We start from the raw sequence: 14,291 nt of genomic DNA, 5'->3' as shown, positions 1-14,291 counted from the left end.
GTCAACATGAAGGTGAGCCGTCCTGGTGCCGTGATGGGGCGAGCCGAGCCTCCGATGTCGGACCCCTTCGTAGACTCGAGGGGTGGCATCCGATTCCTTCGTACACCTGCACGTGCACAGCGAGTATTCGATGCTCGACGGTGCGGCCAAGATCAACGCGATGACGCGGGCAGCGGCGGAGTACGGGATGCCGGCGATCGCCGTCACCGACCACGGCAACACCTTCGCCGCCTTCGAGTTCTACCGCGCGGCCAAGGCCGCCGGCGTCAAGCCGATCATCGGGCTCGAGGCCTACGTCACCCCCGGCACCCACCGCAGCGACAAGTCCCGCGTCGCCTGGGGCTCGCCCGATCAGAAGAGCGACGACGTCTCGGGTTCCGGTGCCTACACCCACATGACGATGTGGAGCCAAAGCACGGAGGGGATGCACAACCTGTTCCGGCTCAGTTCGCTCTCGAGCATCGAGGGCTACTACTTCAAGCCGCGCATGGACCGCGAGCTGCTGCAGACCTACGGCAAAGGACTGATCGCGACGACCGGCTGCCCGTCCGGCGAGGTGCAGACCCGCCTGCGTCTCGGGCAGTACGAGGCGGCGCGCGCCGCGGCCGCCGAGTTCCAGGACATCTTCGGCAAGGAGAACTATTTCGCCGAGATCATGGACCACGGGCTGTCGATCGAGCGTCGTGTCATGACCGACCTCATCCGGCTCTCGAAGGATCTCGACATCCCGCTGGTGGCGACCAACGACTCGCACTACACGCACCAGCACGAGGCTGACGCGCACGAAGCGCTCCTCTGCGTACAGTCGGGTTCGACGCTCGATGACCCCAACCGGTTCAAGTTCGACGGTGACGGGTACTACATCAAGACAGCCCAGGAGATGCGTCAGCTCTTCCGCGACCATCCCGAGGCCTGCGACAACACGCTCCTCATCGCCGAGCGCTGCGAGGTCGAGTTCAACACCTCCGCCAACTACATGCCCCGCTTCCCGGTGCCCGAGGGCGAGACCGAGGACAGCTGGCTGATCAAGGAGGTCGAGGCCGGCCTCCACTACCGGTACCCCGACGGCATCCCCGACCGGGTGCGCAAGCAGGCGGAGTACGAGACCGGCATCATCCTCCAGATGGGCTTCCCGGGATACTTTCTCGTCGTCGCCGACTTCATCAACTGGGCCAAGGACAACGGCATCCGCGTCGGTCCCGGCCGCGGCTCCGGTGCCGGCTCGATGGTCGCGTACGCCATGCGCATCACCGACCTCGACCCGCTCGAGCACGGTCTGATCTTCGAGCGGTTCCTCAACCCCGACCGCGTCTCGATGCCCGACTTCGACGTCGACTTCGACGACCGTCGCCGTGGCGAGGTCATCGACTACGTGACCGAGAAGTACGGCTCCGAGCGCGTCGCGCAGATCGTCACGTACGGCACGATCAAGTCGAAGCAGGCGCTGAAGGATGCCGGTCGTGTCCTCGGCTTCCCCTTCTCCATGGGCGAGCGGCTCACCAAGGCCATGCCGCCGCCCGTCATGGGCAAGGACATGGAGCTCGGCGGCATGTTCGACCCGAAGCATCCGCGGTACAAGGAGGCGAGCGAGTTCCGCTCGCTCATCGACACCGATCCCGAGGCGAAGACCGTCTTCGACCGCGCGATCGGCCTCGAGGGCCTGAAGCGGCAGTGGGGTGTCCACGCCGCCGGTGTCATCATGTCGAGCGAACCGCTGATCGACATCATCCCGATCATGCGCCGTGAGCAGGACGGCCAGATCGTCACGCAGTTCGACTATCCGTCCTGCGAGACCCTCGGGCTCATCAAGATGGACTTCCTGGGGCTCCGCAACCTCACGATCATCTCGGACGCCCTCGACAACATCCGCAGCAACCGCGGCGAGGAACTCGACCTCGAGCACCTCGAGCTCGACGACCGCGCCGCGTACGACCTGCTCAGCCGCGGCGACACGCTCGGCGTCTTCCAGCTCGACGGCGGCCCGATGCGCTCGCTCCTGCGCCTCATGAAGCCCGACAACTTCGAGGACATCTCGGCCGTCATCGCCCTGTACCGCCCCGGCCCCATGGGCGCGAACTCGCACACCAATTACGCACTCCGAAAGAACGGACTGCAGCCGATCACCCCGATCCACCCCGAGCTCGAAGAGCCGCTCCGGGAGATCCTCGACACCACCTACGGCCTGATCATCTATCAGGAGCAGGTCATGGCGATCGCGCAGAAAGTCGCCGGCTTCTCGCTCGGCCAAGCCGACATCCTCCGACGCGCGATGGGCAAGAAGAAGAAGTCCGAACTCGACAAGCAGTACGAGGGCTTCTCCGGAGGGATGAAGGAGCGCGGCTTCGGGGAGGGCGCCATTCAGGCGCTGTGGGACATCCTGCTACCCTTCTCCGACTACGCCTTCAACAAAGCCCACTCCGCCGCGTACGGTCTCGTCTCCTACTGGACCGCTTACCTCAAGGCGCACTACCCGGCCGAGTACATGGCCGCACTCCTGACGAGCGTCGGGGATTCCAAAGACAAGATGGCGGTGTACCTCAACGAGTGCCGCCGCATGGGCATCAAAGTGCTCCCGCCCGATGTGGGGGAGTCGATCCGGTTCTTCGCCGCCGTCGGCGAGGACATCCGCTTCGGACTCGGCGCGGTCCGCAACGTCGGTGCGAATGTCGTCGACGGCATCGTCGCGGCGCGCGAGTCGGGCGCCTACACGAGCTTCCACGACTTCCTCGCCCGGGTGCCCGCGCACGTCGCGAACAAGCGCACCGTCGAATCGCTCATCAAGGCCGGGGCATTCGATTCGCTCGGCTCCACGCGCCGGGCGCTCATGGAGATCCACGAGGATGCCACGGAGCAGGCCGTCCTCGACAAGCGCCGCGAAGCGAATGGCGAGGTCGGCTTCGACTTCGACAGCCTGTGGGGCGACGACGAACCCCAGCAGGTCGTCCGCGTGCCTGAGCGCCCGGAGTGGACCAAGAAGGACAAGCTCGCGTTCGAGCGCGAGATGCTCGGCCTCTACGTGTCGGACCATCCGCTCGCAGGCCTCGAGATCCCGCTCGCGAAGCACGCCTCCACATCGATCCACGATCTGCTCGCCTCCGAGGACATCAACGACGGCGACATCGTCACGATCGCCGGGCTTGTGACGAGCGTGCAGCACCGCGTCGCGAAGCAGAGCGGCAACCCCTACGGCATGATCACCGTCGAGGATTTCGACGGCGAAGTCACCGTGATGTTCATGGGGAAGACCTACACCGAGTTCCAATCGATGCTCCAGGCCGACGCGATCCTCGTCGTGCGCGGGCGCGTCTCCCAACGTGACGACGGTCGCAACCTTCACGGGCAGTCGGCGTTCGTGCCCGATCTCGGCGCGGTCGACGCGGCAGGGCCGCTCGTGCTCATGCTCCCCGAACACCGCGCATCGGAGACCACGATCGCCGGGCTCGCTGCCGTTCTCGACCGGCATCCCGGCAGCACCGAGGTCCTCCTCAAGCTGCATCGTGGCGGGACCGCGAAGGTGTTCGAGGTTCCCGCTCAGGTCGACGTGACGGTCGATTTGTACGGCGAACTGAAGGGTCTCCTCGGGCCGCAGTGCCTGGGCTGACCCGCACCGGCTGAGGGGGACACCCGCCCGGGCGGCGTGCGGGCGAGGGGTAGGATCACAGGCGGCGCGGACGGCGCCGTTCGGAAGGAGCATCGTGACCGACGAGAAGACGAACCCCGATTACCCCGAGGATGCCGTTTCGGCAGGGGATGACCTGAACGACACCGTCGTACGCGAGCCTGACACCACGGTCGACGAGTACGCGGCGTCCGCCGTACCGGCCGACGAGAACGCCACGCAGGCCTTCGCACCGGATGCGTTCTCCGACGCGTTCACCCCGGACCCCATGGCGGAGCCGGTGGAGTCCCATGCCGCTTCCGACGCCGTCGTGGCAGACCCCGTCGCAGACGAGCCCTGGCACGACGAGGAGCCGGTTCTCGCAGCCGCCCCCCTCGACGAAAGCCACGAGGCGACCGGCGGCGTCCCGCCGCAGTACGGCATCGGCCCGTTCTCGCTGCGCGAGGTCGTGCTCGGCGGGGTCTGGGCTCTCGCCTTCCTCTTCTCCTTCTTCCCGCTCTATGTCGACGACCGTTACAACGACGTGTTCGGCGGCGCGACGGTGTGGACCTCCGGCATCGACTGGATCCTCTCGATCGGCGTCCCCACCGTGGCGGTCTTCCTGCTGGCCCTGCGCCGCTTCTCGCCTGATGGCATCCGCCGCGTGGGATCGCTGGGTATCGACCAGTTCGCCTCTGTGGCGTTCTCGGTGGCCGCGGTCGTCTGGGTCGGCTGGCTGTGGAACAACATCGCCCGGGGCGCGACCAGCGGCTTCTGGCTGAGCAGCTGGGTGGTGTGGGCCGAGGCGATCCTCTTCCTCGCCGCGGTCGCACTGACCGTGTTCGCTCCCTTCATCCCGCCGTTCCACGAGGACTTCCTGCACCGCGACGAGAAGGTCGCGCATCGCGTTGCGCGCCGCGCGCGGCCCGTCGTCGCCCGCCCGATCTCTGACGCGCGGTTCACGATGGCTGCTCCCTCCGTCGATCCGGAGCCGGCCCCGTTGGGCGACCCGATCGACGACGACGAGCCCGCTCCGGTCGCCGCCTCCACTCACCAGGCGTTCTGGGCACTCGTGCCGGCGGACCGGGACGTGGTCGACGAGAACGGCATCCCGCTGTTCCGCATCGGCCCGACCGCATGGGCACTCGTGATCGAGGATCGCGGCGACAGCTTCGTGGTGCGTCACGAGGACGGTCGGATCGGCTTCCTCACCGACGTCTCGGGCGTCACACGCGGCTGACGCCCCGGTAGCCTGGAGGGATGCTCCGCACGATCGACCTCCGCGGCCAGGCCGCTGGACCCGACGACCTGCTCGCGGCCGTTCCTCGCGCGGCTGCCGCCCGCGATGAGGCGCTGGCCACCGCCGCCGCGATCGTCTCCGACGTCGCCGCGCGCGGAGATGTCGCCTTGCGCGAGCAGGCGGCCCGGTTCGACGGTGTCGAGGGGCATGAGATCCGCGTGCCCCGCGAATACCTGATCGAGGCGCTCGCTTCCCTGGATGCCGCCGTGCGCGCCGCGCTGGAAGAGGCGATCGACCGGGTGCGTCGCGCGTCCGCCGCCCAGGTCCCCGCCCCGGTGGTCACCGAGATCGCGCCGGGCGCGCGCGTCGAACAGCACTGGCGTCCGGTGCGTCGCGTCGGCGTGTACGTTCCCGGCGGCAAAGCCGTCTATCCCTCCAGCGTCGTCATGAACGTCGTCCCCGCGCAGGTCGCCGGTGTCACCGAGGTCGCGCTCGCCTCGCCCCCGCAGCGTGAGCACGGGGGACGCGTGCACCCGGTGATCCTCGCGGCCGCCGAACTCCTCGGCATCCACGAGGTGTATGCGATGGGCGGGGCCGGTGCGATCGGCGCCTACGCACATGGCGTGCCGGGCATCGACCTCGCGCGGGTCGACGTCATCTCGGGACCGGGCAACAACTTCGTCGCTCTCGCCAAGCGCGTCGTCGCCGGCATGGTCGGCACGGACTCCGAGGCCGGGGCCACCGAGATCCTCATCGTGGCCGACGACTCCGCCGACCCCGACCTCGTCGCGGCCGACCTGGTGAGTCAGGCCGAGCACGACGAACAGGCTGCTGCGGTCCTGGTCACCCCGTCGGAGCGACTCGCGAACGATGTGGCGGATGCCGTTGCCCGGCGTGCCGGTACCACGCGCCACGCCGACCGCGTCGCCGTCGCCCTCGCCGGACCGCAGTCGGCCATCGTGCTGGTCGACGATCTCTCCGCGGCCACCGCGTTCAGCAACGCGTACGCGCCCGAGCACCTCGAGATCCACGTGGCGGACCCTCGGCCCGACGATTTCGTCAACGCCGGCGCCGTCTTCGTCGGTCCGTGGACCCCGGTGAGCCTCGGCGACTACCTCGCGGGGAGCAACCACGTTCTGCCGACCGGTGGCCAGGCGCGCTACGCGTCGGGACTGTCGGCGTCCACCTTCCTCCGCCCGCAGCAGGTCATCACCTACGACCGTGACGCGCTGGCGCAGGTCGCGGACGCGATCGTCACGCTCTCCACCGCGGAGGCGCTGCCGGCGCACGGTGAAGCGGTCACGGCTCGATTCGACGCGTAACCTGGTCTGTCATGCACTGCCCGTTCTGCCGACACTCCGACTCCCGCGTCATCGACTCCCGCACGAGCGACGACGGTCTCAGCATCCGGCGCCGTCGGCAGTGCCCCGAGTGCGGCGGCCGGTTCTCGACCATCGAGACCGCGAGCCTCAACGTGATCAAGCGATCGGGCGTGGTCGAGCCGTTCCGGCGCGAGAAGGTCATGTCCGGTGTGCGGAAGGCATGCCAGGGACGCCCCGTGACCGAAGCCGATCTTGCGATGCTGGCTCAGGCGGTCGAGGAGACCGTGCGCCAGACCGGCTCTTCTCAGATCGACACGAACGAGATCGGACTGGCGATCCTCGGGCCGCTTCGCGAGCTCGATGAGATCGCCTACCTGCGCTTCGCGAGCGTCTACCAGGCGTTCGACACACTCGAAGACTTCGAGTCGGCGGTGGCTCAGCTGCGCGCCGACCGGGCCGCGTCGTCCCCCGAGTGAGGGATCGTCCTCCGGCGGCCGGCTGATCCGCACGGAGAACCCTGTCGAGCGTGAGCGCGGAGCGGGAGCTCTAGGCTGGATTCCGATGTATCCCTTCGTCTTCCGCACCGTCCTGCGCCGTATGGACCCCGAAACGGCCCACCACCTCGGCATGGCCGTCATCCGTGCCGCCGGGGTGCGTCCCGTGGCATCCGTCCTCCGCCGCTTCACCCGTCCGGACCCGCGTCTGCAGACCCGCGCCCTGGGGCTGACCTTCGAGTCGCCCTTCGGGATCGCCGCAGGCTTCGACAAGAACGCGGTCGGCGCGATCGGGCTCCACGCCCTCGGGTTCGGTCACATCGAAGTCGGCACGGTGACCGCCCACGCGCAGGACGGCAACCCGCGCCCGCGCCTTTTCCGTCTCGTCGAGGACCGCGCTCTGATCAACCGCATGGGCTTCAACAACAAGGGCGCGGCCGCCGCCGCCCAGCGGCTGAAGCGGATGCGGCGGCGCATTCCGCGCCCCGTCCTCGGCGCCAACATCGGCAAGTCCCGCGTCGTGGACGTGGCCGACGCGACCGCCGATTACGTCGCCAGCACGCGCCTGGTCGCGCCGGTCGCCGACTACCTCGTGGTCAACGTGTCATCGCCGAACACGCCCGGCCTGCGCGGCCTGCAGGCGGCCGAGACCCTTCGACCGCTGCTGGAGGCCGTGCGCGACGCCGCCGGGTCGACGCCGCTGCTCGTGAAGATCGCCCCGGACCTGCCCGACGACGAGGTCGAGGCGATCGCCCGTCTGGCAGTCGACGTGGGGCTGGCCGGCCTCGTCGCCACGAACACCACGATCTCTCGCGAGGGCCTTCGCACGGATGCCGACACCGTGGCCGACTACGGAGCGGGCGGCCTCTCCGGCGCTCCGCTCAAAGGCCGTGCCCTTGAAGTGCTGCGCCTGGTGCGCGCGTCGGTGCCCGACGGCTTCTGCGTCATCGCTGCCGGGGGAGTGGAGACCGCCGCCGACGTCGCCGAGCGTCTCGCGGCCGGCGCCGACCTCGTGCAGGGGTACAGCGCCTTCATCTACCAGGGCCCGTTCTGGGGGCGTCGCATCAACAGGGACCTGGCGCGGACGATTCGCTGATCTGCGACACGAAGAAGGCCCGCACCGGATCGGTGCGGGCCGATTCGTGTCTCTGAGGTCAGGCGGGGTACTGACCGCGCTTGACCTGCGGCTTCGGGAGGCGCATGAAGCGCATCTGCACCGAGCGCATGGCGGCGTACCATCCGAGACCCTTCTCGCGGCGGTCGCCCCATTTGTCCTTGGCGAGCTTCTTGACCTTGCGGCTGAGCATCACCATGTCGGCGACGACGAAGAGGATGTAGGCCCACAGACCGATGTAGGCATAGAAGACGACGGTGTTATTGGGAACCAGTGCCACCAGGATGACGAGGATCAGCAGCGGCATCACGAGTTCGCCGGCGTGCCATCCGGCATCCGTGTAGTCGCGCGCGAAGCGGCGCTGCGGCCCGCGGTCGCGCGGGGTCAGGTAACGCTCCTCGCCGTTGGCCATGCCGATGCGGGCCTTCTCGCGCTGCGCGGCGAGCTCGGCTTTCGCGCGAGCGCGGGCCTCCTTCGTGTTCGCAACGAGAGGCCGCTTGCGAGCCGCCTCCTGCTCGGCGCGCGAGGGCGTCGGGCGGTTCTTGCCCGGACCGGCGGGGGTCTCGGGAGCGGTGTCAGCGGGGGGCGGGGTCTTGGCCACGGGGGAGGGTCCTCGGATTTGGAGAGAAGCGTGCCACATAAGATTACCCGCATGACCTCCGATACCTCCCGGCCCGAGGCGGTGCGCGAGGCCGGCCTCGCCGCCGTGCCCGCTGCCCTCGCAGATCTCGGTGCGCTCGTGCGCATCCCGTCCATCGCCTTCCCGGGCTTCGACCGGGCCGAGGTGGAGCGGAGCGCCGCCGCCGTGAAGGGGCTCCTCGACGGTCTGGAGATCTTCGAGCGAGTCGAGGTCAAGACGGCCGTGATCCCGGAGACGGGCGCAGAGGGGATGCCGGCTGTCCTCGCCTCCCGTCCCGCGCGCAACGGTCGCCCGACCATCCTCCTCTACGCGCACCACGACGTGCAGCCCGTCGGCGACGAGGATCTGTGGGAGTCGCCGCCGTTCGAGCCGACGCTCCGGGACGGTCGCCTCTACGGACGCGGTGCGGCAGACGACAAGGCCGGCATCATGGCGCACGTCGGTGCGCTTCGCGCGATCCGGGAGGCCCTCGGCGCCGACTTCGACCTCGGCGTCAACATCTTCTTCGAGGGGGAGGAGGAGGCGGGCTCCGCGTCCTTCGCACAGTTCCTCGGCGACAATGCCGACGCGCTCCGTGCGGACGTGATCGTGGTCGCCGACTCCGGCAACTGGGATGCCACGACGCCCGCGCTCACGGTCTCCCTCCGCGGCAACGTGCGGTTCACCCTCGACATCGAAACCCTCGAGCACGCCTCGCACTCGGGGATGTTCGGCGGTGCCGTGCCGGATGCGATGCTCGCGACCATCCGGCTGCTGAACTCGCTGTGGGACGAGGACGGTGCCGTGGCGGTCCCCGGCCTCATCGAGCGGGATGCCGAGACCCCCGACTACAGCGAGGCGACGCTTCGCGACGAAGCGGGCCTTCCCGAGGGGGTCAGCCCGATCGGGCGAGACAGCATCCTGAGCCGCATCTGGAACAAGCCGTCCGTGACCGTCACCGGCATCGACGCGCCGACGGTGCGGAATGCCTCCAACACGCTCTCCCCGAAGACGAGCGTCGTGATCAGCTGCCGCATCGCGCCCGGCCAGGATGCCCGCGAGGCGTACGAGGCGCTCGAGACGCACCTGCGCGCCAACGCCCCGTTCGGGGCACGGCTCACCTTCCGCGACGTGGACTTCGGCAACCCGTTCCTCGTCGACACGACCGGATGGGCCGTGGAGCAGGCGCGTGCGGCGCTCACAACGGGTTACGGCGTCGACCCCGTCGACATCGGCGTCGGAGGCTCCATCCCGTTCATCGCCGACCTCGTCCGCGAGTTCGAAGGCGCGCAGATCCTGGTCACCGGCGTCGAAGATCCGCACGCCCGCGCGCACAGCCCCAACGAGTCGCTGCACGTGGAGACCTTCCGCAATGCGCTCGTCTCCGAGGCGCTTCTGCTCGAAAGCCTCGACGCGACCGTCCGATGACCGGAGCCCGGCGTAGAATCGAATGAGCACGCCGCCCCCGCTCCTGAAGAGCATTGGCGGCCCGAACCTCCGGGGAGAGTCATGACCGACATCGCCACGTCCACCACGGACACCGCGCCCGCGCACGGTGTCGCCCTCACCGACGCCGCTGCAGCGAAGGTGCGGAGCCTGCTCGAGCAGGAGAACCGCGACGACCTGCGCCTGCGCGTCGCCGTGCAGCCGGGCGGATGCTCCGGCCTCATCTACCAGCTCTACTTCGACGAGCGCTACCTCGACGGCGACAAGACGGTCGACTTCGACGGCGTCGAGGTCATCGTCGACGACATGTCGGTGCCCTACCTCGACGGCGCGAAGATCGACTTCAAGGACACCATCTCCGAGCAGGGCTTCACGATCGACAACCCCAACGCCGCCGGCAGCTGTGCCTGTGGCGACAGCTTCCACTGATCCATTCCCAGGGCCCCCACTTTCGGCCGGTCATCCTGAACGGATGGCCGGAATCGTGTGAGAGGTTGCCCTAGACTGGCATGAGTCTGACCTTCATGTCCCCGAAAGGTGCACCGTGCGCGTCAAACGCCGCCTCCGTTGGGCCGCTGTCCCCCTCGCGATCGCTACTGCGGTCTCGCTGGCAGCTTGCAGCCCCACCACTGCGAACGGCTTCCTCCCCGGCTTCGACGAGGAGGGCGGTCAGGCGACCAACCAGACCTCGATGATCGCGGGCCTCTGGACCACCTCGTGGATCGTTATCCTCGCGGTCGGCGTGATCACGTGGACCCTCATGGGCTTCGCTGCCATCGCGTACCGACGCCGCAAGGGTCAGTCGGGGCTGCCGGTGCAGCTGCGCTACAACATGCCGATCGAGATGTTCTTCACGATCGCGCCGGTCATCCTGGTGCTGGGCTTCTTCGCCTTCACCGCGCGTGATCAGGCCATCCTCGAGGCGCAGCACGAAGAGCCCGACGTCTGCATCACCGCCATCGGCAAGCAGTGGGCGTGGGACTTCCAGTACAACGGCACCGATTGCGAAGACACCGAGGACTCGGTGTGGACCATGGGTGTCCAGGCGCAGACGGACGCGCAGGGCAACGTGATCAACGAGGTCCCCGAGCTCGTCCTCCCGGTCGACAAGAAGGTCACCCTCAAGCTGGCCTCGCGCGACGTCATCCACTCCTTCTGGATCATCGACTTCCTCTACAAGAAGGACATGATCCCGGCGCGCGACAACTACTGGTCGTTCATCCCCACCAAGGAGGGCGAGTTCGCCGGCAAGTGCGCCGAGCTCTGCGGCCAGTACCACTCGATGATGCTCTTCAACGTGAAGGTCGTCTCCGAGGCCGAGTACGAGGACTACCTCGCATCGCTCGAGGCCGCCGGGCAGACCGGCGACATCGACGAGGAAAACGACCGTCTGCAGAACGCGCCCGGGACCGACGGCGCGAGCAACGCTGAGGAAGAGCAGAACTGATGGCCACCATCACACCCCCCGCTCCGACCCTGCCCCCGCGGCAAGCCGCGCTGCTCAGCAGCAGCCGTGTCGAGCAAAAGGGCAACATCATCGTCAAATGGATCACCTCCACCGACCACAAGACGATCGGCTACATGTACCTGATCGCCTCCGTCATGTTCTTCATGCTCGGCGGCGTCATGGCGCTGATCATCCGTGCGGAGCTGTTCGAGCCCGGCATGCAGGTCGTGCCGACCAAGGAGCAGTACAACCAGCTCTTCACGATGCACGGCACGATCATGCTGCTGATGTTCGCGACGCCGCTGTTCGCCGGCTTCGCCAACGCCCTGCTGCCGCTGCAGATCGGCGCCCCCGACGTGGCGTTCCCCCGTCTGAACGCGTTCGCCTTCTGGCTGTTCACCTTCGGCTCGCTCATCGCGGTCGCCGGCTTCCTCACCCCGCAGGGTGCCGCGGCGTTCGGTTGGTTCGCCTACCAGCCGCTCGCCAATGAGACGTTCTCGCCGGGTGCGGGTGGCGATCTCTGGATGCTCGGCCTCGGCGTGAGCGGTTTCGGCACGATCCTCGGCGCCGTGAACTTCATCACGACGATCATGACGATGCGCGCCCCCGGCATGACGATGTGGCGCATGCCGATCTTCAGCTGGAACACCCTCGTCACCAGCATCCTGATCCTGATGGCGTTCCCCGTGCTGGCCGCGGCCATCCTGGCCGCCGCCGCCGACCGCGTCCTCGGTGCCCACATCTACGACCCGGCCAACGGCGGTGCGCTGCTGTGGCAGCACCTCTTCTGGTTCTTCGGCCACCCCGAGGTCTACATCATCGCGCTGCCGTTCTTCGGCATCGTGTCGGAGATCTTCCCGGTCTTCAGCCGCAAGCCGATCTTCGGATACAAGACCCTCGTCTACGCGACCATCGCCATCGCGGCGCTGTCGGTGTCGGTGTGGGCGCACCACATGTACGTCACCGGCGCGGTCCTGCTGCCCTTCTTCGCCCTCATGACGATGCTCATCGCCGTCCCGACGGGTGTGAAGATCTTCAACTGGATCGGCACGATGTGGCGAGGCTCGATCACCTTCGAGACGCCGATGGTGTTCGCGCTCGGCTTCCTCGTGTCGTTCGTCTTCGGTGGACTGACCGGTGTGATCCTCTCGTCGCCGCCGCTCGACTTCCACGTGTCCGACTCGTACTTCGTCGTCGCCCACTTCCACTACGTCGTCTTCGGCACCGTCGTGTTCGCGATGTTCGCGGGCTTCTACTTCTGGTGGCCGAAGTGGACCGGCAAGATGCTGAACGAGCGCCTCGGCCTCGTGCACTTCTGGCTGCTGTTCATCGGCTTCCACATGACCTTCCTCATCCAGCACTGGCTGGGCGCGGATGGCATGGTCCGCCGCTACGCCGACTACTCGGCCGCGGACGGCTGGACGTGGCAGAACCAGGTCTCGACGATCGGCTCGATGGTCCTCGCGGCCTCGATGGTGCCGTTCCTCCTGAACGTCTGGATCACCACCCGCACGGCGCCCAAGGTGACGGTCAACGACCCGTGGGGTTATGGCGGATCGCTCGAGTGGGCCACCAGCTGCCCGCCGCCGCGCCACAACTTCACGTCGATCCCGCGCATCCGCAGCGAGCGGCCCGCGTTCGACCTGAACCACCCCGAGGCCGGCATCCCCGTCGGTGTGGGACCTGCCAAGGACGCACCCGATGCGCCCGTTGTGGACCTGAACGACGGAGAGGTCAAGTAAGTGAAGACCAACGTCAACCTCTGGTGGATCCTGGCGGCCTTCTTCGGCCTCATGGCCGTGGTCTACACGGTCTGGAGCATCCTCGCTCACCCCTCGCTCGTCTGGTACAACGCGATCGAGTGGGTCGGATCCGTCGCCCTCGTGTTCGTCATGATGATGGCTGCGATGATCGGGTTCTACACCGCCCGAGTCCAGGAGGCACAGGGCGGCCTGCTGCCCGAGGATTCGCTCACCGCTGACATCGATGACGGCGACCCGGAGATGGGTGAGTTCTCGCCCTGGTCCTGGTGGCCGCTCGTCCTCGCCGGTTCGGCAGCCCTCGCGTTCATCGGTCTCGCCGTGGGCGAGTGGATGGTCCCGATCGGTCTCGCGGTATTCGTCGTCGCCATCGTGGGATGGGTCTACGAGTACTACCGCGGATACTTCGCACGCTGAGCACCTCATCTCTGCGCATACGCGCCGGCGTCGCTTCAGACGTCGGCGCGTTTCGCGATGTCAATCAGGATGCCGCTTTCACGTCGCAGCTCGCTGCGGCGGTCGCCGACGGTGTCGGTGGCGGCCCGTCCGGCGACCTCGCGTCGGCGGCACTGATCCACCGATTGATCGCCTCGAGCCTCTCTGTGCGAGACGCGGAGGACCTTATCGTCCGTCTGCGGATGGCGAATTGGGATCTTGGCGCCTTCATCCGGCGGGATCCCGACCTCGCGGGGATGGCGAGCACCCTCACCGGAATCTGGTTGGTGAAGGACGCGGGTCTGCTTCTCGCTCACACCGGCGACTCCCGCGCATATCTCCTCCGCGACGGGGAGCTGACGCGGGAGACGCGCGACGATTCGTTCGTCCAGGCACTCGTCGACCGGGGCCTCATCACGTCGGATGCCGCCTGGTCGCACCCGCGGCGGAACATCATCACCGCGTCCCTCAGCGGAGCTGATGGAGACGTCGTCCGCGTGGAGTCGCGGGCGGCGGCCCTGGGCGACCGATGGCTGCTGTGCAGTGACGGTCTGACGGACTACGTGCCAGAGGCGGAGATCCTCGGCATCCTCTCGTCGACAGAGGGTGTGACGGAGGCGGCGCGACAGCTGGTCGATGTCGCGCTCGAGGCGTCGTCACGCGACAACATCACCGCGATTGTGTGCGACGTTGAGTCTGGCGCCCCGTACGAGGCCGCCGTCCCCGTCCTGGCGGGCGCCGCGGCGCATCGGTATCCCGAGGTGCTCGAGGCCGGTCTCGCGACGGCGTGAGGCGACTGCTGACGGCGCTCGCTGA

At 67.9% G+C, this 14,291-nt stretch carries 12 protein-coding genes; 11 read left to right on the top strand and 1 reads right to left on the bottom strand.

Annotation, left to right across the window (positions count from 1 at the left end; translation table 11 throughout):
- Window positions 1–82: 82 nt before the first annotated feature.
- From dnaE to ACHFGS_RS13115, 5 genes are all read left to right on the top strand, one after another.
- Entirely contained in the window at window positions 83–3,601 is a 3,519-nt protein-coding gene (dnaE, locus tag ACHFGS_RS13135; protein ID WP_394280356.1) for a DNA polymerase III subunit alpha, read from the top strand.
- Between the two features lie 94 nt (window positions 3,602–3,695).
- Window positions 3,696–4,838 carry a hypothetical protein gene (locus ACHFGS_RS13130; RefSeq protein WP_394280355.1) on the top strand — a complete coding sequence of 381 codons (1,143 nt, stop codon included), beginning with the start codon at window positions 3,696–3,698 and terminating at the stop codon, window positions 4,836–4,838.
- A 20-nt stretch (window positions 4,839–4,858) separates the two neighbouring features.
- Window positions 4,859–6,160, top strand: coding sequence for a histidinol dehydrogenase (hisD, locus tag ACHFGS_RS13125; RefSeq protein WP_394280354.1), 1,302 nt, complete (start codon window positions 4,859–4,861; stop codon window positions 6,158–6,160).
- Window positions 6,161–6,171: 11 nt separating this feature from the next.
- On the top strand, window positions 6,172–6,636 hold the full coding sequence (nrdR, locus tag ACHFGS_RS13120) for a transcriptional regulator NrdR (protein WP_394280353.1): 465 nt from the start codon (window positions 6,172–6,174) through the stop codon (window positions 6,634–6,636).
- A gap of 85 nt (window positions 6,637–6,721) precedes the next feature.
- Window positions 6,722–7,750 (top strand): quinone-dependent dihydroorotate dehydrogenase, encoded by a 1,029-nt coding sequence (locus tag ACHFGS_RS13115; RefSeq protein WP_394280352.1) that lies wholly within the window; start codon window positions 6,722–6,724, stop codon window positions 7,748–7,750.
- 58 nt (window positions 7,751–7,808) lie between these two features.
- On the opposite strand, the gene ACHFGS_RS13110 is transcribed toward ACHFGS_RS13115, so the two are convergent.
- Window positions 7,809–8,369, bottom strand: coding sequence for a DUF3043 domain-containing protein (locus ACHFGS_RS13110; RefSeq protein WP_394289541.1), 561 nt, complete (start codon window positions 8,367–8,369; stop codon window positions 7,809–7,811).
- Window positions 8,370–8,420: 51 nt separating this feature from the next.
- On the opposite strand from ACHFGS_RS13110, the gene ACHFGS_RS13105 reads away from it, so the two are divergent.
- The 6 genes from ACHFGS_RS13105 to ACHFGS_RS13080 all read left to right on the top strand — a co-directional run bounded on the left by ACHFGS_RS13105 (window position 8,421) and on the right by ACHFGS_RS13080 (window position 14,266).
- Window positions 8,421–9,815 (top strand): dipeptidase, encoded by a 1,395-nt coding sequence (locus ACHFGS_RS13105; protein ID WP_394279704.1) that lies wholly within the window; start codon window positions 8,421–8,423, stop codon window positions 9,813–9,815.
- Window positions 9,816–9,896: 81 nt separating this feature from the next.
- Window positions 9,897–10,262 (top strand): iron-sulfur cluster insertion protein ErpA, encoded by a 366-nt coding sequence (erpA, locus tag ACHFGS_RS13100; protein WP_394279705.1) that lies wholly within the window; start codon window positions 9,897–9,899, stop codon window positions 10,260–10,262.
- Between the two features lie 115 nt (window positions 10,263–10,377).
- A complete protein-coding gene (coxB, locus tag ACHFGS_RS13095; protein ID WP_394289540.1) occupies window positions 10,378–11,280 on the top strand; it encodes a cytochrome c oxidase subunit II in 903 nt (300 codons plus the stop codon).
- Window positions 11,280–13,022, top strand: coding sequence for a cytochrome c oxidase subunit I (ctaD, locus tag ACHFGS_RS13090; RefSeq protein WP_394279707.1), 1,743 nt, complete (start codon window positions 11,280–11,282; stop codon window positions 13,020–13,022). Before coxB ends, ctaD begins: the two co-directional genes overlap by 1 nt.
- Entirely contained in the window at window positions 13,023–13,457 is a 435-nt protein-coding gene (locus ACHFGS_RS13085) for a cytochrome c oxidase subunit 4 (RefSeq protein WP_394279708.1), read from the top strand.
- Entirely contained in the window at window positions 13,418–14,266 is an 849-nt protein-coding gene (locus ACHFGS_RS13080; RefSeq protein ID WP_394279709.1) for a PP2C family protein-serine/threonine phosphatase, read from the top strand. The genes ACHFGS_RS13085 and ACHFGS_RS13080 overlap by 40 nt, the downstream gene beginning before the upstream one ends.
- The last annotated feature ends 25 nt before the right edge of the window (window positions 14,267–14,291 follow it).

Origin of the sequence: Microbacterium sp., assembly GCF_043427715.1 — a bacterium.
Taxonomy (GTDB): Bacteria; Actinomycetota; Actinomycetes; order Actinomycetales; family Microbacteriaceae; genus Microbacterium.
The sequence above is the reverse complement of the archived record's forward strand: the minus strand, read 5'-3'. Positions and strand labels throughout refer to the sequence as shown.